Raw genomic sequence first — 22,040 nt, forward strand, 5'->3', positions numbered from 1 at the left:
TAGCTAAATATAGGGAGGTCATAGAATGAAGACTAGCTATTTAATTATAATATTATTATATTTGTTCGGAGTTTCATTATATGGATGGTATTTAAAGAAAAAATTGGTTAAGAGCAATGATGATTTTGTGGCTGCTGGACGTAGGCTGCCTTTTCCTGTTTTAGTTGGTACTTTATTGGCAACTTGGATGGGAAGCGGTATGATTACTGGTACTGCTAATTTCATTTATCAAAATGGACCATTTGCAGGGATGTTACATCTAATAGGTGAACCATTAGGATTATTACTTATTGCACTATTTTTAGCAAAGCGTATAAGAGAGAAAACAAAATACACAATTCCCGAGCTTATGGAGAAAAAATATGGATCAGTGGCAAGAACACTAGTGGCTGTTTGTATTATTTTAGCTTATGTTGGAATTGTTTCTTATCAATTTAAAGCTGGAGGTTACATATTGAATCTTGTAACAGGTATTAGTGTAGAAGCGGGAACTATAATAAGTGCAATATTTATTGTTTATCTAGCTGTTGTAGGGGGTCTGGTTTCCGTTGCTTATACAGATGCAATAGGAACATTAATTATATTTGTTGCAATGATAATCGGATTACCCCTTGCAATTTCTCAGGCTGGAGGATTATCCCATATGATGGCATCTATTCCAGCAGAAAAGCTTACAGTTTCAGGAGGATTAACTGGGATTCAGATGCTTGGATACATGTTACCTGTAATTTTTCTAGTATTAGGAGAACAAAATATATATCAGCGTTTTGGTGCCGCCAAAGATCCGAAAGAAGCTACTAAATCTGGTTTTGGATTATTTTGGCTGGCTGTTTTATTAGATGTTTTAATTATTGCCATTGTTACTACAAGTATCGTACTTTATCCAAATTTACAAGATGCAGATACAGCATTTTTCCAAGTTGCCATGGGACTTCCGTCAATTATCGGTGGACTTATAATGGCTTGTTCTGTTGCACTATTTATAACAACAGCTGATTCCTATTTGTTATCAGCTTCAACAAATATTACCTTTGATTTATTAGTAAAATTTGTTAAACCAAATGCAACTGACAAAGAACAATTGAAAATGATAAGAATCTCAATTATTGTGTTAGCTGCATTAGCATTGCTTATCGGAACCTTTTTCCCATCTATATTAAGTATGCAGATGTATGCCTATTCAATGTATGGAGCTGCGATCACACCAGCTTTGCTAGGCTCACTGTTTTGGAATAAAGCAACAAAACAAGGGGGGCTTGCTTCTATAATTGTGGGAGGAGGCACGGTACTCATTTGGGAAATAGTACTGAAAACCCCTATGGGTTGGAATAGTATATTAATTGCTGGACCTTTAGCAATTATAGCTTTAATTGTAATAAGTTTATTAACACAAAAGAATAATGAAAAAATGGAAACGGTATAAAAATAATTTTAAACAGCTAAAACTCCATATTTTGTGGGCTTTAGCTGTTATTTTTCGATTTGAGTTAATAATCATATATTATCTAGATCTATGATTATTTTATTACAGTCTTTGCAGGTATAACATTCTACTTTGGAATTCATAGTTTGTTTTAATGTTTTTCCGCCGAATACAGTAAATTTATTCAACAAATTCAAATTATCATCATACCATTTGAGATTACCATAATGGAAATTACCTATAAAACCTTTTATCAAATTACCTTCACAATAAGGGCATTCCAATTTCATATTTATTCTCCTTTATGTAAATTTTTCAAAAGAGCTAATATTACTAATTTTATATTTACATGATATTTTATATTATATCATAAATTATTGTAATATTTGGAATATAGATTGTATGTTTTTGCCAATTTATATAAAGAGACTTTACCCCATATGCTAAAATTTTAATTAATGATAAAATAGAAATATGTAATTTTACAAATCTTCTAAAGTGGGTGATGAAATTGTATCTTATAATGAGCTTAGGAAATAGATTTGGAAATTTATTTGTATTTGCTTTTATTTTATCTAGACTTAAGGCGGTTAGGAATTTGCTGGGAAAAAAGCCAGTAAAATTATTTGATAAATTGGTATTATCAATAATATTTGGAGTTTTTGGTATAGTTGGTACTTACTTTAGTGTAGAGTTTAATGGCGCCCTTGTAAATACACGGGTTATAGGTGTAGTCACGGGAGGTCTTTTAGGAGGTCCTTTGGTAGGGCTTATATCAGGACTTATAGCGGGAATCCACAGAGGTCTTATAGATTCTGGAGAATTTACTGCCATGGCTTGTACTATATCTACAGTTTTTGAAGGATTAATGGCTGGTTATATGGGAAAAATAGTACAAAATAAGAATAAAAAATGGGCTTATGCTGCACTGACGGGAGCTATAGCTGAAAGTATGAGGAAGGTTTCTGTACTTATATTTTCAAAACCATTTCCTGCTGCTTTGGATTTAGTTAAGGAAATATGGATACCTATGGTATTCATAAACTCTGTAGGTTTGGCATTGTTATTTGTAATCATAGAAAATATGCTTAAGGAGCAGGAAAAAATGGGGGCCTATCAAGCTAACCTTACCCTTAAGATAGCAGATAAGGTTTTACCTTATTTAAAAGAAGGGATTTATTCAAAAAATATAGAAAAAGTAGTGAAAATAATATATGAAATGACAGAATTTGATGCCGTTAGCATTACAGATAGAGAAAAGATTGTGGCCCATATAGGAATGGGTGCCAGTTATTATGATAAGGGTAATAATTTGAATTTAAAATATACAAAACAGGTACTGGAAAAGGGAGGACATATAATAATAAATGATTGCAAAGAAATGAAATGTAAAATTAACCAGTGTCCCCTTCGATGTTTTTTAATACTTCCATTAAAGGAAAATGGTAAGATAATAGCAACTCTAAAGCTGTACAAAAAAAGTCCCCATGCTATGACTGCTATTGATTTAGAGTTTGGAACTGGTATGAGCAAATTGCTTTCTACTCAACTTACTCTAGGAAAACTTGAGCAAAATTCAAAATTATTGGCCACAGCAGAGTTTAGAGCTCTCCAATCCCAGATAAATCCTCATTTTCTATTTAATTCATTGACTGTTATTGCTTCAATGTGTAGGATTGACCCTATAAAAGCTAGAAAACTAATAATTCATTTGAGCAATTTTTTTAGAAAAAGTTTAGCTAATAATAGAGAGTTGGTTGAACTAGATACGGAAATAAATCATGTAAAATCCTATGTAGAAATTGAGCAGGCACGATTTGAAGATAAGCTGGTTGTGGAATATGACCTAGAAGATAATTTAGATTGTCATCTTCCTCCCCTTACTTTACAGCCTATAGTTGAAAATGCTATAAAACATGGGATACTTCCCAAAAAGAAAGGGGGAACAGTTAAAATTATAGGCAAAAGTATAGGTGAAGAAGTAGAAATAAAAGTAGTTGATAATGGCGTTGGGTTAGATAAGGAGAGTATAATCGATATATTAAATAATCATAATCGATATAGAAATTCTATAGGAATAAATAATGTGAATCAGCGCCTTAAAGGAATATTTGGAGAAGAATATGGACTCCAGATATTTGGTGAATTAAATGAAGGAACATCGGTCATTTTAAAAATTCCGAGAAAAATTTCGGTTTTAGAAGGTGATAGAATTGCTTAATGTTCTAATAGTAGATGATGAAAAATATATAAGAAATGAGCTTAGGTATTTTTTAGAAAAGCATGAAGATATAAATATATGTGGAGAATGTAGTGAGGGGGAAGAAGCTATGGAATTGGTTAAAGAGCTAAATCCCCATATAGTATTTTTAGACATTGAACTTCAGGATATGAATGGACTTTTAGTAGCAAGGAAAATACTAGATGATGTTAATCCTCCTTATATAGTTTTTGCAACTGCTTATGATGATTATGCACTTCAGGGTTTTGAAATAGATGCAGTAGATTATATAGTAAAACCTTTTATAGAAGAAAGGATAGAAAAGACCTTAGATAGGTTGAGAAATAGAATTGAACTAAAGGAGGTTGATGGAAGAAAAACAAAGGATAAGGATAATATCAAATTAAACAAATTATGTTTAACAAAAAATAACAAATTATATTTAGTAGATATATGGGAAATTAAGTTTATTCAATCCCAGAATAATGAAATTATTGTCCATACAAAAAGGGGAACATATGGATGCAATTATACTTTAAAAGAGCTTGAAGATAGATTTAAGGAAAACAATCTAATAAGAACTCATAAAAGTTATATAGTTAATATAGATTTTATAGATGAAATAATACCTTGGTTTAATTACACATATAAAATAAAGCTGAAGGGAGAAGAAACAGAAATACCGGTTAGCAGGAATTATCTGAAAAAGTTTAAAAGAAGATTAAGCATTTGATGCAGGTTTTATAGACCTGCATTTTGTATTTTAATATAAAAAAATGTATCTTAAGCTCATATAATGTAACAAAGATTCAAACAATTTCTTATTTTAATAAAATGTAATACAATTTTAATAAAGAAATGAAAAGCTAATAGAAATATAAATACTTTAAGGAGGATGTAGAGGTATGAAGAAAAGAATGTCGTTATTGCTGGCACTTATGTTAATTTTTGGCACATTGTTAGCTGGGTGTTCAGATTCACAGGAATCTGGAAAAGATTCAGCTGGAGGTAATTCTTCATCTTCAGAGAAAACGTTTCTTACAATAGCAACTGGTGGAAGCTCAGGACCATATTTTGCACTAGGAGGAGCTTTATCAAATTTATTTAATGAAAAAATTGATGGGGTAAATGCTTCAGTTCAGTCAACGGGAGCTTCTGCAGTAAATGCAACTTTATTGGGGACTAAGAAGGCGGAAATAGCTTTTGCAATGAATGATGTTATTAGCTATGCCTATACTGGAGAGGAAGTATTTAAAGATAAGGGTAAAGTAGAAAATTTAAGAGGTATTGCATCCCTTTATCCTAATTTTGTACAGGTGGTTACAGTAGAAGGTACGGGAATTAACGAAATAAGCGACTTAAAAGGTAAAAGAGTTGGAGTTGGAGCGCCAGGTAGTGGTACCGAGGTAAATGCCCGCCAAATTTTATCTGCCCATGGTATAACATATGAAGATATAGACGAAGACTTTTTATCTTATGCTGAATCAATTGAACAATTGAAAAATGGAGCTGTAGATGTGGCATTTTTAACTTCAGGCCTTCCAAATGCTACAATAATGGATCTTTCAACGACTCATGATGTAAAGATAGTTCCAATAAGAAAAGAGCCTATAGAAAAGCTAGCAGAGGAATATCCATTTTATTCTTCAGAGATGATTCCTGCAGGTACCTATGATAATGAAGAAGATGTAGAGACAGCAGCAGTTATGACATTACTTGTTACAAGGGAAGATTTACCTGAGGAGCTTGTATATAATATAACAAAAACCATATTTGAAAATTTAAACGTGTTAGTAGAAACCCATTCTACAGCTAAGAAAATTACTTTAGACACTGTAGAAAAGGGTATGTCTGTACCCCTTCACCCTGGTGCAGAAAAGTACTATAAGGAAATAAATAATAAGTAGGTAGAAAAATATAATTATATAACCCCTTTGTAATATACATTTTCCCCCTAGTCCAATAGTGATGTAATGATAATAAATTATGGATAGGGGGAATTATAAAATTTAAAAGAAAGGAGAAAAATGACAATATGGAAGAAATAAAAAAGGAAAATAAAGAAGGTACAGTAGAGCAGGAAACTCTATTGGAAAAATATGATACAGAAGCAAGATTTAGAAAGTTTGATAAGAATAGTATTCCTGGAATAATTGTATTTATTGTTTGCATAGGACTTTCCCTATTCCATCTCTATACTGCATGGAGAGGCCCTCTGGTTACTTTAATGCATAGAGCAGTTCATACATCTATAATAATGGCCCTTGTTTTCATATTATATCCCTTTGGTAAAAAATCATCTAAGAAGGCTCCGTCAGTATTGGATTGGATATTTGCGTTGGGGTCTGCTGCCCTTGGAGGATATATTGTTTTAAATTATAAAGCTTTGGTTATGAGGGCTGGTATGCCTAATAATGTAGATGTAATCTTTGGAATTGTGGCAATATTACTTGTATTGGAAGCTGCAAGGAGAATTACAGGAAAAGAAATATCTTTACTTGCAATATTATTTTTACTTTATGCCTATTTAGGGCCAAAGCTTCCTAACATTATTGCCCATAGAGGATATAGTATTACTGATATTGCTGAATATATGTACCTGACAACAGAAGGTATATTTGGTATAGCCATAGGAGTATCTTCAACCTATATATTTTTGTTTGTTCTATTTGGAGCTTTTCTGCAAAAATCAGGGATGGGACAGTTTTTTAATGATCTAGCTATGGCAATAGCAGGGTCTGGAAAAGGAGGACCAGCTAAGGTTGCTGTTATTTCAAGTGGATTTTTAGGATCGATAAATGGTAGTGCCGTTGCAAATGTTGTAACAACAGGTGCATTTACAATACCTCTTATGAAAAAGATAGGATATAAAAAGGAGTTTGCAGGAGCCGTTGAAGCTGCGGCTTCATGTGGTGGACAAATATTACCTCCAGTTATGGGTGCAGCGGCCTTTATAATGGCAGAATATTTGGGAATTCAATATATTAAAATTGCTGTTGCGGCTATAATACCTGCATTACTTTATTATTTAGGTGTTATTGTTATAATACATCTTAGGGCTTCAAGAAGAGGTTTAACAGGTATGCCGAAGGATCAACTGCCAAGGGTTTGGGATGTTCTTAAGAGTAGAGGACATCTATTACTGCCCTTAATTGGATTATTATATTTACTAATAAGTGGTAGAACACCAATATATGCAGCATTCTTTTCAATATTGTTTACTATAGCTGTTAGTGCAATAAGAAAAGAGACAAGAATGAGTTTTAAAGATATTATTGATGCACTGGAAAATGGAGCACGTACAGCCTTAGGGGTTGCTATGTCATGTGCAGTTGTAGGATTGATAATAGGTGTGGCAACTCTTACGGGCTTTGGTCTCAAGCTTGCTGGTGCAATTTTATTCCTTGGAAAGGGAAATTTATTTATAACATTGATATTGACAATGGTAGCATGTATAGTTTTGGGAATGGGACTTCCTTCAATACCTGCTTATATCATTACTGCTACTATGGCAGCTCCTGCATTAGCTAGAATGGGTATACCTCCCCTTGTTTCCCATATGTTTGTATTTTACTTTGGTATGCTTGCAAATCTTACCCCACCCGTTGCACTGGCCGCATTTGCAGGGGCAGGGATAGCAGGAGGAAAGCCTGCTCAAACTGGATTTCAAGCCGTCAAACTCGCTTTAGCTGGTTTTGTGGTGCCCTATATATTTGCATATTCCCCAGAATTATTGCTTATAGATGTTACTCCTTTAAATATTGTAATAGTAGTAATAACAGCTGTAATAGGAGTTGTAGCATTAGGTGCTGCGGCTGAAGGCTATTTATTTAATGAATTGAATATTTTCTTTAGAGCAATAATGCTGGTATCTGCTTTAATGTTGATGCTGCCAGGATGGCATACGGACTTAATAGGTATAGTTCTATTTAGTATCATTTTTACTTTTACAAAAATAAAAACAAGGAAAAGTGAAGTTTTGAGTGTGGATGTAAACCAATAGTGCCTAAGAAAAAATAACTGTTTCCATTAAGAATAAAGGGAAACGGTTATTTTTTTTATAATATAATTTATTAGATTTGTTTCTAATATATAAATATTTATTGGATTACCATCCTCTATTTTTTTATAGAGTTTAATTTCTTTATCTTTGAAGGAGAAGGTATGCTTTGCAAAGCTAGAAATTCCATAGGAGAGATTATCTATTTTTCTATTTATACCTTTAAAGATAATATAACCATCTTTAATTTCAGTTTTGTTACCTCCGTAGTCGGGAACTCCCGCACCAAATTGTTTAAATTTGGTTCTATATAGTATAATATTATAATTGCTATCTATTCTAAAGATTTCTTCCCATGGTTGTAGTTCAACAGAATGCATCCACTTTATGGAAAATTCATCTTCAGGCTTTACATGGTTAATAAAAATTACTTTATTGGTTTCTATGGATTTTATGACTAAGGTATTTATATTAATTGTAAAAGGAAGTGTAAAAGAGATTAAAACAAAAAATAGAATTATGATTTTTTTAGAAATTTTCATATGCTTATTAGTTCAACTCCTTTTATGGTGTCAATGAAGAACTTTTTATACTATGAAAAAATGGAATCTGGATTAAAGTCTCATGTATAGATATTTTTATAAAGAGGAAAAATCCTTTAATATAAGCATTTACATTATATCAGCAATCATAATAAGTGTAAATATTTATTACTTTATTTGTAATATGATACATTGGCTACCATTAGTGCTGTAACGATTATTCCTGATATGCCAGCTCCAGCCCAAACTATTATAATTGGTGCCAATGCAGTTTTTGGTAGAGCATTTAATATAACCATATATGGATCTAAAACCCTAGAAATAAAATCTGACCACCATAAAAGTATAGCTACTAATGTTCCAAAAAGAGTTCCTAAAACAAATCCTACAACAGTTTCAAATACACTTATTCCTATATGCATAAATAATGAACCATTAGCAGCAAGCTTTAAAAACAGTTTCCACATTTGAGATGGATAACTTGTGAGAAAAGTGTCTATAGCTCCAATCCTAGCTAATAATTCCCATAAGGTAAAAAAAATAATAAGTATTGATATTTGTGTAATTAGAATAATTTTTCTTTTTCTTTTAATGCTTTGTAAATATTTTATATGTTCTTTAGAATATTTATTATTAGACATGTATATCCAGCTCCTTCCATATCATATTAAAATAGTTCCTAAATTCTGGAGCTTTTCTAGAGGTTAAAGGTGTTCTTTCTACATCTAAAGTTAAGTCTATTTTGTATATAGATTTAACTTTAGCAGGTCTATTTGAAAGTACAATAACTCTATCGGCCATAGATATAGCTTCTGCTATATCTACAAAAAGACATAACGAAAATTATAATTATATATAAATTAACTGTTTTACTTGAATATTATAATATTCAAGTTAAGCATTTAACGACTATAAGATAGTTTATATTATTTTATACATTATTGAAAATATATGTATTTTCAATGTTTTAGCATAAAAATATATTGAGAATTTAGTGGGGCAAAACTAATTTAAATTATAAACAATATGACCAAAATGACCAAAAAACCCTCTCTCATTGACAATAATTTGTCATATAATTATAATCAGTTATATAGGTAAATGATTCTAATATGTAAAATAAATTTGAAAAAATACACATTTTTATTTTTATTTCAAATTTATAAAACATTAGAATGTTTATGGTTTTAGTTAAAATTAAACAAAGGGAGGAAATACTTTATGAAAAAGCTTATGAATTTAGGCTTAATCCTTATTTTAGTACTATCTTTATTGGCTGGTTGTGCTGGAAACGAGACTGCAGAGGAACCTGCTTCTAATGAACAGGAGAACCAGGAAACAAATTCTACTGAACAAACAAATGATGGATCTGAATATAAAGATGGAATTTATTTTGCACAGGAAGATAAATTCAACCCAGAATCAGGATGGAAATACATGGTAACTCTAGAGGTTAAAGATGGAAAAATAGTGTCTGCTGACTGGAATGGAGCTAATATAAATGCTGGAATAGATAAGAAAACTACATCTAAAGAAGGAAAATATCAAATGGTGGAAAAAGGTGGGGCACAAGCTCCATGGTATGAGCAGGCAGAAAAGGCTGAAGCTTTCTTAATAGATACTCAGGATCCAACGGCTATTGAATACAAAGATGATGAAGGACATACCGATGCTATTTCTGGTGTATCAATCCATGTAAAGGAATTCTTTACTTTAGCTAAAGAAGCTTTAGAAAATGGACCTGTAGGAAAAGGGCAGTATAAAGATGGTGCTTACCATGCTGAAGAAGATTCATTTGATGAAAATAGTGGCTGGAAATATACTGTTGACTTAACTGTTATAAATGGAAACATCGTTGCCGCTAATTGGAATGGAGTTCATAAAGATGGTGGCGATGATAAAAATACTCAATCTATGAATGGCGAGTATGTTATGAAAGAAGGAGGAACACCATGGCATGAGCAAGCTATGGCGGCAGAAGAATTTTTAATTGATTCTCAAGATCCTACTGCTATTCAATATTCAGATGATGAAGGACATACCGATGCTATTTCTGGTGTTTCTATACATGTTAAGGAGTTTTTTGAATTAGCACAAAAAGCTTTAGCTGATGCTAAATAGTTAGAGTAATATATGAATAAATATAGAAGAAAAAAACAAATATAATATTACTTAAAAAGCTTTAGAGACTCTGCTCTAAAGCTTTTATTTGTATGATATAATAAATGAGTATATATTGGATGGAGGAATCTATATGATAAATAGAAATAGAGTTATCTATGCTTTATTAACGGTTATATTTTCTTTTATGCTGCTTTCAGGATGTTCAGATGAGGTAGAGGAAAAAAATAATGAAGCAATTTCAAGAACAGAATTTGTATTAGGTACTGTGGTTACCATTAAAATATATGATGATAATGTTTCAGAAGAAGTATTTAATAAAGCATTTAAAAAGCTTAGAGACATAGAAAATAAAATGACCATTAATAGTGAAGAAAGTGAAGTTATTGATATTAATAAAAAAGCAGGAAAAGATTTTGTAAAGGTGTCCGAGGATACTTTTTATGTAATAGGCAAAGGGAAATATTTTTCCAAGCTGTCTCAGGGAAGATTTGATATTTCCATTGGCTCACTAGTTAAATTGTGGAACATAGGAACTGAATACGCTAAAGTTCCATCTGAAGAAGAAATTGATGCTAGAAAGAAATTGGTAAATTATAATGATGTTATTTTAGATGAAAAAACTAGATCAGTTAAGTTAAACAAAGAGAATATGGTTTTGGATTTAGGGGGAATAGCCAAGGGATATGGAGCCGACGAAGTTGTAAAAATCCTTAAGGAAAATAATGTTAATCATGCAATTATAAATCTTGGGGGGAATGTATTTGCTTATGGGAATAAGAAAGATGGTAGTCCATGGAGGATTGGAATTCAGAGTCCCAATTCATCGAGGGGAGGATATATTGGTATAGTTAAGATATCCAATAAGACAGTGGTCACCTCTGGAATATACGAAAGATTTTTTGAAGAGAATGGTAAAAGATATCATCATATATTAGATCCGGATACAGGCTATCCTATAGAAAATAAATTATCAGGAATTTCAATAATTGCAGACAGTTCAATAGATGCTGATTCACTTTCCACATCGGCTTTTGCTTTAGGGTTAGATAAAGGTATAGACCTTATTGAATCCTTGGATAATGTAGAAGCTGTGTTTATAACTGAAGATTCAAAGGTTTATATAACCAGTGGACTTAAAAATAAATTTGAATTGGAGGATTCTAATTTTGAGTTAATAAATGAAACTCACCAATAAAGGGGTGGGCTTCATTTTTTTATATGTTATTTAGAACAAAAGATGTATTAATATATTTTTAAGGCAAATACTAGGGTTAAATACTATATGGAGGTTTACATATGGATTTAAAAAACATAGACATCATAGAAGATTGGGACAAATGGAAAAAAACTTTATCAAAGGCTGTATCTATAGGTGAGAATGTAGGTTTATCTCATGAGAATGTAAAAAACTTAGGAGTAAAGGTAGGGGAGTTTTTAGCTTCCAATGTAGACCCTGAAAATCATGAACAACGTGTACTAAAGGAGCTTTTTGATGTTGGAAATAAACAAGAGAAAGAAGCATTGACAAGTATGATTATAAAAATGGTACAAGAAGATAGAGATAGAAAATAGTTAAAAGGTATATTAAAGCTTTTCTAAAGATTAATAAATTTAGCTGAAATAATATAGAATCCTTTGTTATTTCAGCTAAATTTATTTTAAGTTTTGCTGTAATATCCATGTATGAGGAATTTTATTAAAACAAAATATTACTTTTCTATAAAAGCCTTATCACATAGCTTATCAAAGGAATAGTCACTACTTGTTAGGTCTTTAGATTTTAGCCAGTCTAATACTTGAGTGAATTCTTCTTCGGAAGGCATTGTGGCTTTAACATAATCGGGAAGAACTAATGTTTCTTTAATTATCTCTGGAAAGCCAGCCTCTTCAATTAAAATATCCACATAATTATCTAAATTTTCTTTTTCTAAATATTCAACAGCTTTATTATAAGCTCTATAAAGTGCTTTTATTTCTTCAGGTTTTGATTTTATGGTATCTTTAGTGAATAGCATAACTCCTGGGTTAATTTCTAGTTTATCAGAGCTGCTTAATACTTTACCTCCCTTAGCTATAGCCACACTAGCTAAGGGTTCAGGTAAAGTGGCCATATCTATCTTTCCATTTTCAAGCATTTCTAAGCGTGTAGGAATTTTAGGTATTGCAACCTTTTTAGGAACGTCAATATCTATATTAGAGTCTTTCATTATCCTATCAGTTAAATATTCAATAATGGTATTACTAGATATGCCTACACTTTTTCCAGCAACATCTACAAGTTCAGATATATCAGAATCTTTACTGGCAATCAATTTATAGCTGCCATCGGTTTTAGATGTGATTTTTACATTAAAACCATTATCATTTAGGAATACTACAGAAAGCATATCAGATATTACTCCATCAATATTTCCTGTCTGCAAAGCAGTATCTCTATCGATAGCACTCTTGAACTGCTCAATTTTTACATTTATTCCTTCTTGTTCAAAATAACCATTGTGCTTGGCAATAACAAATGGAATTGAGTCTACATCAGGCATTACACCTATAACTAGGGGTTGAAGAGTATTTAAATTGGTTTTTTGTTTTTCCTCATTAGAGCAGCTTATAAGGCCAAAAAGTATAAAAACAGATAAAATAATAAATAGAATTTTTTTATACATAAAGTTACCTCCTAGCAAAATTATCTGTATTGTCTACATAATAATTGTCTTTTTACTGTTTTTTTCGAAAGCAAAAAAGTTTCAAAATAAATATTGGATGGGCCAGTTAAGAAAAAATACATTTTAATTATAGCATAAAAACCAGAAATTATATGAATTATAAGCAAAAAATTAACAAAGCTGGATTTTAATCATTTTTTTAGGTAAATGAACATCTATAAACCGTGAACAAAATTAACAAAATGTATTATTAATGACCAAAAACTCGATATATTTAAATACTATGATAAAATTTTATCTAAGAAGGTAAAGTAAGTACGCAAAAAATATTGGACAAAAAATTTTTAAGTATAATTGTTAACAAATAAATTTTGAAAGATAATTTTAAGGAGGTTAAAAATTATGGGCAATAAGAAAAGGATTGTATTGCTTGGTGGTGGATACGGTGGTATTTTAACTGCAAAAAAGCTTTCAAGAAAGCTCAAAAAAGATAATGATGTTGAGATAACACTTATTGATAAAAACCCATATCACACAATGCTTACAGAGCTCCATGAGGTTGCAGCAGGCAGGGTTCCAGAGGATTCAATAAGGATTGATTTGAAAAAAATATTTGCAAAGAGAAAGGTTGATGTTGTACTTGATGAAGTAACGGATATAGATTTCGATAAGAAGGTATTAAGGTCAGAAAAGAATTCCTATGAATATGATTATCTAGCTGTAGGCACTGGTTCTAAACCAACATTTTGGGGGGTAAAGGGTGCAGAAGAATTTACCCATCAACTTTGGTCCTATGAAGATGCTGTTAATTTAAAAGAACATATTCTTAATATGTTTAGGAAGGCAGCCAAAGAAACTAACAAAGAAAAAAGGCAAAAAATGCTAACCTTTGTTGTTGTTGGTGGTGGCTTTACTGGTATAGAAATGATCGGTGAACTCGGGGAATGGAAGGATAGATTATGTAAGGAATTTTATATTGACAAGGAAGATGTAAAGCTATATGCAGTAGATGCATTAAGTAAAATTTTACCAATTTTTCCCGATAACTTAGTTAGAAAGGCTGAAAAAAGACTTAACAAATTAGGTATTGAAATAATAACTGATGCTGGAATAACTGAAGTTTCTAAGGACTTTGTTGTATTGGGGGATAAGGGAAGAATAGACACAAATACGGTGGTATGGGCTGCTGGTGTTGAAGGCTCTGATATCATGGATAAAATGGATACTGAGCAAAAGGGAAGAAAAAGAGTAGTTACTAATGATAAATTGCAGGCGATAGATCATGAAAACGTTTATGTAGTTGGTGATAATATATTTTATATTCCAGAAGGGGAGGAAAGACCAGTTCCTCAGATGGTTGAGAATGCAGAACATTCAGCTCCAATTGTGGCGCACAATATATATACGGATATAAAAGGTGGGGAGAAGAAATCCTATAAGCCAGTCTTTCATGGTGCCATGGTATGTATTGGTGGTCGTTATGGGGTTGCACATATTGGAATGCCCGGTAAATTCTTTGGATTAACTGGCTTCTTTGCCATGTTTGTTAAGCACTTTATAAATTTAGTATATTTCTTTCAAGTTGCTGGATTTAATAAATGTTGGTCTTATTTAATACATGAAATATTTCATATTAAAGACAATAGAAGTTTTGTTGGGGGACATTTTGCAAAGGCTTCTCCAAACTTCTGGTTAATACCCCTTAGGATTTTTATCGGCTATAAATGGTTAGAACAAGGACTTCATAAGTTACCTGGTATATTGAAGGATCCATCTAATATCTTCTTAATACCAGCACCTCCAGTGGCAGATGCAACATCTGCAGCTTCAGCGGTGGCAGATCAGGGAGCAAATGCGGTAGTAGATGCTACTAGTGCTGCTTCTGCTGCTGCGAGTACAGCAGGTGCTGCCGATGCTGTGGCTGAAACTGCTTCAGCATGGGGAGAGGCTTTACCGGTACCAGATTTTATTGAAAACATGGTTAAATGGTCTATGGATAACTTTTTCTATACCAGTGATGGAGGCTATACTGTTTTAGCAGAAATTTTTCAAGCTGGTATGGTAATAGGAGAAATAATAGTTGGGCTATTATTAATAGTAGGATTATTTACAGCAGTTGCCTCAATAGGCTCAATCATTATGGGGATTATGATATGGTCTTCTGGCATGGCTCCTGCTGAAATGCTTTGGTATTTAAGTGGAGGGGTGGCACTAATAGGAGGTTCAGGAAGCACCTTCGGCTTAGATTATTATGTATTACCCTTCTTAAAGAAAATATGGAAAAAGATAGGCATTGCTAAAAAGTACTATTTATATACAGACTAATTCCTTATTTAATATAAATTTTCCCCTTTAACATAAACAAATGTCCTTTTAAAGTTCTTTAAAAGGACATTTGTCTATGGAATTTAAGTAAAATTTTTAATATTGTTTAGTTTAAGATTTAAAAAATTTATATTACCAAATAAAATAAATATTATATATAATATTAAGTGAGACAGGCATGAAAAATCAGTAGAGAAATTCGAAAAAAATAGTAATACAATTTTCGTTATGTGTTTCATCAAAATCTACATTTAAAAACTATGAAGAAGAAGATTTTGATTAATTCTTGTTGGATTGAAGGTTCTTTTTATTAATTTTGAGAATCACAAATCTAAAGGAGGAAATAAATGGATTATCTAGTTTTAAAGGAGTATAAATTTACTAAAACTCAAAAGATAATATTTATAGCACTACTAGTATCTCAGGCTATGGTACTTAGCTTTATTGAAAGAATGATTCCACTTAATTTTAGTATCCCCGGTGCAAAACTAGGCCTTGCCAATATAGTCACATTGACTGCTATATACCTTTTTTCTTTTAGAGAATCTTTATTTATTGTTATACTTAGAACAATTATGACATCCTTTATAATAGGCTCTTTCTCTAGTTTTTTATATAGTTTTTCAGGAGCATTACTTAGTTTTTTGGTAATGTATATGTTAACTTCAGTAAGTTCTGAAAAAATTAGTGCTATAGGAATAAGTATTGCTGGAGGAGTTTTTCATAATTTAGGACAATTATTAATGGCAGCATTTATTATAAGAAATATTAAAATTGTATATTATTTACCATTTTTAATGTTAACGGGAGTTGTAACGGGATTTATTGTCGGTATAAGTGTAAAACATTTATTAGGATATCTCGGAAAACTCAAATATTTTAATTGATTAGAGAAATTGTATAAGGAATATTATCCTTGATCAAAATACTGGAAAAGGTGATGGTATGAGCACATTTTGGAAAGAATATCCTGAAATTACTGAAGAGTTAACTGATATAAAAAAAATTATTAAGGAAAGTATTAAGTCTAGAGAAAAATATTTAGAAGAATCCATTTATCCTATGGTTGATGCTGGTGGTAAAATGTTAAGACCTGCTTTTTTATTGCTGTCTGGAAAGTTTGGAGACTATGATTCTAAAAAAATGCATAATTTAGCTGCTGTTATAGAAATGCTCCATATAGCAACATTAATTCATGATGATATTATAGATGATTCCAAACTTAGAAGAGGTGTAGATACAATACAATCAAAGTATGGTAAGGAATATGCAGTATATATTGGAGATTTTCTTTTCTGCCAGTGTATTACTATGCTTTCAAAATATGATTATACTACAGAAAATTTAAGGGAAATATCAAAGACTATATCCAGAATATGTATGAGTGAAATAAGTCAATATCATCTTAGATATGCTAAAAATATGAATATAAGAAAATATATTCGTATAATATCAGGCAAGACAGCTGCCCTTTTTGCCATTTGCTTTTATGCAGGAGCAAGGGAAGCAAATTGTAATGAAGCTATGCAAAAGCTTTTAGGTAAAATAGGATATCATATAGGTATGGCATTTCAAATTATAGATGATTTATTGGACTACAGAGGTGATACTAGGGTGCTGGGAAAAAATGCTTTGAAGGATCTTAAAAGAGGATATTATACTCTTCCACTTATTTATGCCTTAAAAAATGATAAGGAAAAAGAGATTTTAAAACTATTAAATAGGCCCTCCTTGGTAGATAACTATGTAGACGAAATAATAAGGCTTGTAAAAAAATATGAAGGAATAGAAAGAGCTGAAAAAGTAGCAGATAGATATACTGAAAAAGCTATCTACTATACTGAAAAATTGCCGGATTGCAATAGTAAAAAAATTCTTAGAGAAGTTATACCTAAATTATTGAAGAGAAGTTATTAATGTTTTTTTGGGGAGATGATTTTTTTGGCCTTTAAAGATTTACAGGATTTCACAAATTGTCTTAAAGAAAAAAATTTGTTAGATGAGATTAACGTTGAGGTTGACAGCAATCTGGAGATCACAGAAATAACCGATAGAGTATCGAAGGGGTATGGGAATGCTTTACTTTTTAAGAATGTAAAAAATTCATCATATCCAGTTTTAATAAATACATTTGGCTCCTACGAAAGACTTAATATGGGGTTAGAAGTTGAAAGTTTAGATGAAATTGCTGATAGTATTATGGATTTTATGGATATAACAAATTATATTACTTTAATGAATAAGATAAAATCCATTCCTAAACTAGCTAGATTGGCAAATATATTTCCAAGGAAGGTAAAAAAAGCCCTTTGCCAAGAGGTAATTGAAGAACCTAATTTGGATAAAATACCGATTTTAAAGTGCTGGCCTAAGGATGGTGGAAGATATATTACTTTGCCCCTAGTTATAACAAAGGATCCGGAAACAGGGCAGCAGAACATGGGGATGTATAGACTTCAAGTATATGATAAGAAGACAACGGGTATGCATTGGCATTTGCACAAAGATGGAAGAGAAATATATGAGAAATATAGAAAGTTTGGAAAGAAAATGCCTGTGTCTGTGGCCTTAGGATGTGATCCTGCCACAATATATTCTGCTACGGCACCGCTGCCAAAGATGATTGATGAAATGATTTTTGCTGGGTTTTTGAGGAAATCTCCGGTAAATATAGTTAAATCCATAACTAATGATATTTATGTGCCTGCCAATGCGGAGTTTGTGCTGGAGGGTTATGTTGATTTGGATGAAATGAAATTAGAAGGTCCCTTTGGAGATCACACAGGATATTACTCATTAGCAGATATGTATCCGGTTTTTCATATTGAAAAAATCACAAGAAGAAAAAATCCCATTTATCCTACTACCATTGTTGGTAAGCCCCCTATGGAAGACTGTTATTTAGGAAAGGCAACTGAAAGAATTTTCTTACCCCTTATTAGAGTGCAGTGTCCTGAAATAGTAGATATGAATTTTCCTTTGGAAGGAGTATTTCACAATTGTGTAATTGTTTCTATAAAAAAATCCTATCCAAAACATGCTCACAAAATTATGAATTCTCTATGGGGAATGGGACAAATGATGTACACAAAGATGATCATAGTTGTGGATGAAAATGTAAATCCCCATGATTTGTCTACTGTGGCCTGGAAGGTATTTAATAATATAGATGCAAAACGGGATTTAGTAATATCTGGGGGACCTTTAGATGCATTGGATCATGCTTCTGATACAGCCTATTATGGGCATAGATTAGGTATAGATGCAACGAAAAAATGGACTAGCGAGGGACATAAAAGACCTTGGCCCGATGATATAGATATGACTAAGGATATAAAAGACTTAGTAGATAAGAGGTGGAAGGAATATGGTATTGGATAGGATTAGAAGATATGGTGAGCTTGTTATGTTTTCCCATACTTTATTTTCCCTTCCCTTTACACTGATAGGAATGATTTGGGCTGCTGATGGATTTCCTTCATTAAATACGTTTTTTTGGATATTGATTGCATTAATCGGAGCTCGAAATGGAGCTAATGCCTTAAATAGATTGGTGGATAAGGATATTGATAAAAAAAATCCCAGAACAGCCAATAGACATATGCCTCAAGGGATTGTAAAGGATTTGGAAGTATGGGGAATTGTGATTTTTTGTTTCTCTATTTTTGTTTTAGCTGCATATAAATTGAATCCTCTGTGCTTAAAATTAACACCAATTGCTCTTTTCCTTTTTATAATATACTCCTACACTAAAAGGTTTACCTGGGCTTGTCATATAGTACTGGGTACAGCCTGTGCTGGTGCTCCAGTAGGAGCTTGGCTTGCGGTAACAGGAGAATTTGCTTTGCCTCCTTTTATTTTGGGCTCAGTAGTAGCTTTATGGGTGGCTGGTTTTGATATAATATATGGGACTCAGGATATTAACTTTGATAGACAAAATGGATTACATTCTATACCTGCAAAATTTGGCTTAGATGGAGGACTTTTTATAGCTAGAGTTTTTCATTTTTTTATGATTTTACTATTAATTGTTTTATATTTTGTTATGAATATGGGCTTTTTTTATTTGACTGGCATTTTTATAAGTGCTGTCTTATTGACCTTAGAGCATTATATTATATCACCCTCAAATGAAAAGAAAATGAAGATAGCTTCATATAATATTAATCAAATAATAAGTCCATTAATATTATTTTTTACAATTTTTGATATGTATCTATAAATGGGAGGTTAAGGTTTTGGGAAAATATATAGTTGGAATTACAGGAGCCAGTGGAAGTGTCTATGGAGTAAGACTTGTAGAGGAATTATTGAAAAAAGATAATGAAGTTTTTTTAGTTGTAACTGCTAATGGGGAAAAAGTTTTGGAATATGAACTGGATATTGATTTTATAAAGTGGACAGAAAAGTTGGCTAAAGATTATGGAAGGATTAATATATGCAATATAGATGATATGTTTTCTAAAATAGCCAGCGGCTCTTTTAGAACAGATGGAATGGTCATAGCTCCCTGTTCAATGGGAAGCTTATCTAAGATAAGTAATGGAATTACAGATAGTTTACTTATAAGGGCTGCTGATGTAATGATTAAAGAAAAGCGTAAATTAATTTTGGTTCCTAGAGAAACTCCATTTAATTCTATACATCTTAAAAATATGTTATTTTTAAGCAAATTGAACGTGACTATTCTGCCACCTATTCCTGGTTTTTATAATAAACCTAAAACTTTAAGTGATATAATAGATAATATGGTAGGAAGAATTCTTTGTAGTTTAAATATAGAAAATGATTTATACTGTCAGTGGAATGGTGATAAATAGGAAATAAGGGGAATTGCAATGATCAAAATAGAACATTTAAATGTTCAATATGGTGGAAAGGATAAAAAATTTACTGCCATTGATGATATTAACTTAGATATAGCAAAAGGAGAGATTTGTTCCATCATTGGTCCTTCAGGAGGGGGAAAATCAACTCTTTTAAAGGTGTTGGCTGGAATAATAAAGGATTATAAAGGGCAGATTTTAATTGAGGGAGAGAATATTAATCCAAAGATACATAGAATCGGATTCATACCTCAAAATTATGGCCTAGTTGAATGGAAAACAGTAGAAGAAAATATATTATTATCTGCAAAGATTAAATATGGTAAGAGAAATATAGATAAGGAATATTATGAAGAAATTTTAAATAAATTAAAAATAGATAATCTGAAGAATAGATATCCAAAGGAATTAAGTGGTGGTCAAAAACAAAGAGTTTCTATAGCAAGAGCCTTTCTATTAAAACCTAATTTACTTTTAATGGATGAATCCTTTTCTGCTTTGGATGCTATGACTAGAGAGAAAGTTCAAGAATTATTTTTGGAAGTTTGGAGGGAGCATAAGGTTACTACGGTTTTAATTACCCATGATATTAAGGAAGCCATTTATTTAGGTGAAAAACTAGTTGTTTTCTCATCGTCTCCCGGTAGAATAATAAAAATAATTAGAAATCCTTTATTTGGTGAATCTGACTCAGAATCAAGTGAAGACTTTAGGAAACTTAGTAATGAACTTATTAGAATTTTAAAAGAGGTAAATACAAATGAGATTAAAGGAATATAACAGTTTACAATTAATTTTTACTTTTATATTGATATTTATATTATGGCAAATTATTAGTGAGATTTTTCGGCTTCCAATACTTCCATCGCCTTTGGATATTTTAATAAATATAGTGGGAAGTATTGAGAGTGAAATTAGTATTCATGTTTTATATAGTTTAAAGAGGATTGTAATAGGAATTTTCTTTACTTTGCTTATTGGTGTTCCCCTTGGAATTTTAATGGGATATTTTGAAAAAATTGATATGCTGCTTTCGCCGATTTTGTATTTTAATTATCCGGTACCGAAGATTGCTTTGCTGCCTATAGTAATGCTTCTATTTGGATTGGGAGATATAACCAAGATGATTATGATATTCCTTATTACTTTTTTTCCAATAGTGGTTAATATAAGGGATGAGGTTAAAAATATACCTAGGGAAGTTTTTTATCCAATGTATTCTTTAGGGGCAAATAAGCTTGAAATTATTAAGGAAATTATTTTACCGGGAATCATACCTGCCCTGCTTACATCCTTGAGAATAGGAATAGGGACTGCTATATCTGTTTTGTTTTTTACAGAAAACTTTGGAACCCAGTATGGTATGGGATATTTTATAATGGATTCATGGATGCGTATAAATTATATCCAAATGTATTCAGGAATTTTAATTTTAAGTATTATTGGACTTATATTTTTTATAACTATTGATATTTTAGAAACTATTTTATGTCCTTGGAGGGGCTAGATGTTAAGTTGTTTATTTCAAAATTTATTTAAATATTCTGGGGGATGATTCGATTGAAAAGAGCTAATATTTTAGTTTTAGTTATTTTAATAACAATAATCCTGATTGCATGTTCAAATAGAAGGGTAATATATACAGAAGGGGTCTTTAGAGGAACCGGACAGGGTCATCACGGAGAGATTGTAGTAGAAATAACAACAAGCCAATATAGAATAAAAGAAATAGACATAATAGAACAGCAGGAAGTACCTGTTCTTAGTGATATAGTATATGAAAAAATTCCACCTAAGGTTATAAAAAAGAACAGTACAGATGTGGATGTAGTAGCTGGAGCAACTCTTACAAGCGACGGCCTGCTGGAAGCCATTGAAGATGCACTGAATAAAGCTAAGGTGAAGAATGATTAAGA

Annotated in this window: 22 protein-coding genes; 17 read left to right on the plus strand and 5 right to left on the minus strand. The window is 31.6% G+C overall.

All coding sequences use genetic code 11. The features are described 5' to 3' along the window. The first annotated feature begins 25 nt into the window (after positions 1-25). Entirely contained in the window at positions 26-1,423 is a 1,398-nt protein-coding gene (locus B5X81_RS03110) for a sodium:solute symporter family protein (RefSeq protein ID WP_079489283.1), read from the plus strand. A gap of 71 nt (positions 1,424-1,494) precedes the next feature. Here B5X81_RS03110 and B5X81_RS03115 read toward each other — a convergent pair whose 3' ends face one another. After that, positions 1,495-1,713, minus strand: coding sequence for a PF20097 family protein (locus B5X81_RS03115; RefSeq protein ID WP_079489284.1), 219 nt, complete (start codon positions 1,711-1,713; stop codon positions 1,495-1,497). A 215-nt stretch (positions 1,714-1,928) separates the two neighbouring features. Between B5X81_RS03115 and B5X81_RS03120 the strand changes: the two genes are divergently transcribed. From B5X81_RS03120 to B5X81_RS03135, 4 genes are all read left to right on the plus strand, one after another. Continuing rightward, a complete protein-coding gene (locus tag B5X81_RS03120; protein WP_079489286.1) occupies positions 1,929-3,644 on the plus strand; it encodes a LytS/YhcK type 5TM receptor domain-containing protein in 1,716 nt (571 codons plus the stop codon). Beyond that, positions 3,637-4,377, plus strand: coding sequence for a LytR/AlgR family response regulator transcription factor (locus tag B5X81_RS03125; protein WP_079489287.1), 741 nt, complete (start codon positions 3,637-3,639; stop codon positions 4,375-4,377). The genes B5X81_RS03120 and B5X81_RS03125 overlap by 8 nt, the downstream gene beginning before the upstream one ends. A 172-nt stretch (positions 4,378-4,549) precedes the next feature. Then, positions 4,550-5,551, plus strand: a complete 1,002-nt coding sequence (locus B5X81_RS03130; RefSeq protein WP_079489289.1) for a TAXI family TRAP transporter solute-binding subunit — start codon at positions 4,550-4,552, stop codon at positions 5,549-5,551. A gap of 128 nt (positions 5,552-5,679) precedes the next feature. Next, positions 5,680-7,647: a TRAP transporter permease gene (locus tag B5X81_RS03135; protein WP_079489290.1), complete on the plus strand. Its 1,968-nt coding sequence runs from the start codon at positions 5,680-5,682 to the stop codon at positions 7,645-7,647. Positions 7,648-7,673: 26 nt separating this feature from the next. Here B5X81_RS03135 and B5X81_RS03140 read toward each other — a convergent pair whose 3' ends face one another. The 3 genes from B5X81_RS03140 to B5X81_RS26960 all read right to left on the minus strand — a co-directional run bounded on the left by B5X81_RS03140 (position 7,674) and on the right by B5X81_RS26960 (position 8,987). After that, positions 7,674-8,186, minus strand: a complete 513-nt coding sequence (locus B5X81_RS03140; protein WP_079489292.1) for a DUF1850 domain-containing protein — start codon at positions 8,184-8,186, stop codon at positions 7,674-7,676. 173 nt (positions 8,187-8,359) lie between these two features. Next, the gene (locus tag B5X81_RS03145; RefSeq protein ID WP_079489293.1) at positions 8,360-8,827 is read right to left on the minus strand and encodes an ABC transporter permease; all 468 of its coding nucleotides are present in this window, start codon (positions 8,825-8,827) and stop codon (positions 8,360-8,362) included. Next, a complete protein-coding gene (locus B5X81_RS26960) occupies positions 8,820-8,987 on the minus strand; it encodes a hypothetical protein (protein WP_208984966.1) in 168 nt (55 codons plus the stop codon). Before B5X81_RS26960 ends, B5X81_RS03145 begins: the two co-directional genes overlap by 8 nt. 420 nt (positions 8,988-9,407) lie before the next feature. Between B5X81_RS26960 and B5X81_RS03150 the strand changes: the two genes are divergently transcribed. From B5X81_RS03150 to B5X81_RS03160, 3 genes are all read left to right on the plus strand, one after another. After that, positions 9,408-10,307 carry an FMN-binding protein gene (locus tag B5X81_RS03150; protein WP_079489295.1) on the plus strand — a complete coding sequence of 300 codons (900 nt, stop codon included), beginning with the start codon at positions 9,408-9,410 and terminating at the stop codon, positions 10,305-10,307. Positions 10,308-10,440: 133 nt separating this feature from the next. Next, entirely contained in the window at positions 10,441-11,505 is a 1,065-nt protein-coding gene (locus B5X81_RS03155) for an FAD:protein FMN transferase (RefSeq protein WP_079489296.1), read from the plus strand. A gap of 101 nt (positions 11,506-11,606) precedes the next feature. Continuing rightward, on the plus strand, positions 11,607-11,882 hold the full coding sequence (locus B5X81_RS03160) for a DUF3243 domain-containing protein (protein WP_208984967.1): 276 nt from the start codon (positions 11,607-11,609) through the stop codon (positions 11,880-11,882). Positions 11,883-12,019: 137 nt separating this feature from the next. Here B5X81_RS03160 and B5X81_RS03165 read toward each other — a convergent pair whose 3' ends face one another. Further along, positions 12,020-12,973 carry an ABC transporter substrate-binding protein gene (locus tag B5X81_RS03165; protein ID WP_079489298.1) on the minus strand — a complete coding sequence of 318 codons (954 nt, stop codon included), beginning with the start codon at positions 12,971-12,973 and terminating at the stop codon, positions 12,020-12,022. 402 nt (positions 12,974-13,375) lie between these two features. Between B5X81_RS03165 and B5X81_RS03170 the strand changes: the two genes are divergently transcribed. The 9 genes from B5X81_RS03170 to B5X81_RS03210 all read left to right on the plus strand — a co-directional run bounded on the left by B5X81_RS03170 (position 13,376) and on the right by B5X81_RS03210 (position 22,038). Further along, positions 13,376-15,298, plus strand: coding sequence for an NAD(P)/FAD-dependent oxidoreductase (locus tag B5X81_RS03170; RefSeq protein WP_079489299.1), 1,923 nt, complete (start codon positions 13,376-13,378; stop codon positions 15,296-15,298). Positions 15,299-15,645: 347 nt separating this feature from the next. Continuing rightward, positions 15,646-16,185: a Gx transporter family protein gene (locus B5X81_RS03175; protein ID WP_079489301.1), complete on the plus strand. Its 540-nt coding sequence runs from the start codon at positions 15,646-15,648 to the stop codon at positions 16,183-16,185. Between the two features lie 58 nt (positions 16,186-16,243). After that, a complete protein-coding gene (locus B5X81_RS03180; protein WP_079489303.1) occupies positions 16,244-17,215 on the plus strand; it encodes a polyprenyl synthetase family protein in 972 nt (323 codons plus the stop codon). A 24-nt stretch (positions 17,216-17,239) separates the two neighbouring features. Further along, complete coding sequence (locus tag B5X81_RS03185; RefSeq protein WP_079489304.1) at positions 17,240-18,679, plus strand: menaquinone biosynthesis decarboxylase; 1,440 nt, start codon at positions 17,240-17,242, stop codon at positions 18,677-18,679. Then, positions 18,666-19,520 carry a UbiA-like polyprenyltransferase gene (locus B5X81_RS03190; protein WP_079489306.1) on the plus strand — a complete coding sequence of 285 codons (855 nt, stop codon included), beginning with the start codon at positions 18,666-18,668 and terminating at the stop codon, positions 19,518-19,520. Before B5X81_RS03185 ends, B5X81_RS03190 begins: the two co-directional genes overlap by 14 nt. A gap of 16 nt (positions 19,521-19,536) precedes the next feature. Beyond that, entirely contained in the window at positions 19,537-20,118 is a 582-nt protein-coding gene (locus B5X81_RS03195; RefSeq protein WP_079489307.1) for a UbiX family flavin prenyltransferase, read from the plus strand. A gap of 18 nt (positions 20,119-20,136) precedes the next feature. Continuing rightward, positions 20,137-20,904 carry an ABC transporter ATP-binding protein gene (locus tag B5X81_RS03200; RefSeq protein WP_079489309.1) on the plus strand — a complete coding sequence of 256 codons (768 nt, stop codon included), beginning with the start codon at positions 20,137-20,139 and terminating at the stop codon, positions 20,902-20,904. Further along, the gene (locus tag B5X81_RS03205; RefSeq protein WP_079489310.1) at positions 20,885-21,631 is read left to right on the plus strand and encodes an ABC transporter permease; all 747 of its coding nucleotides are present in this window, start codon (positions 20,885-20,887) and stop codon (positions 21,629-21,631) included. The genes B5X81_RS03200 and B5X81_RS03205 overlap by 20 nt, the downstream gene beginning before the upstream one ends. Positions 21,632-21,684: 53 nt before the next feature. Beyond that, positions 21,685-22,038 (plus strand): FMN-binding protein, encoded by a 354-nt coding sequence (locus B5X81_RS03210; protein ID WP_208984968.1) that lies wholly within the window; start codon positions 21,685-21,687, stop codon positions 22,036-22,038. The last annotated feature ends 2 nt before the right edge of the window (positions 22,039-22,040 follow it).

Origin of the sequence: Maledivibacter halophilus, assembly GCF_900167445.1 — a bacterium.
In the GTDB taxonomy this organism is placed as follows: domain Bacteria; phylum Bacillota; class Clostridia; order Peptostreptococcales; family Caminicellaceae; genus Maledivibacter; species Maledivibacter halophilus.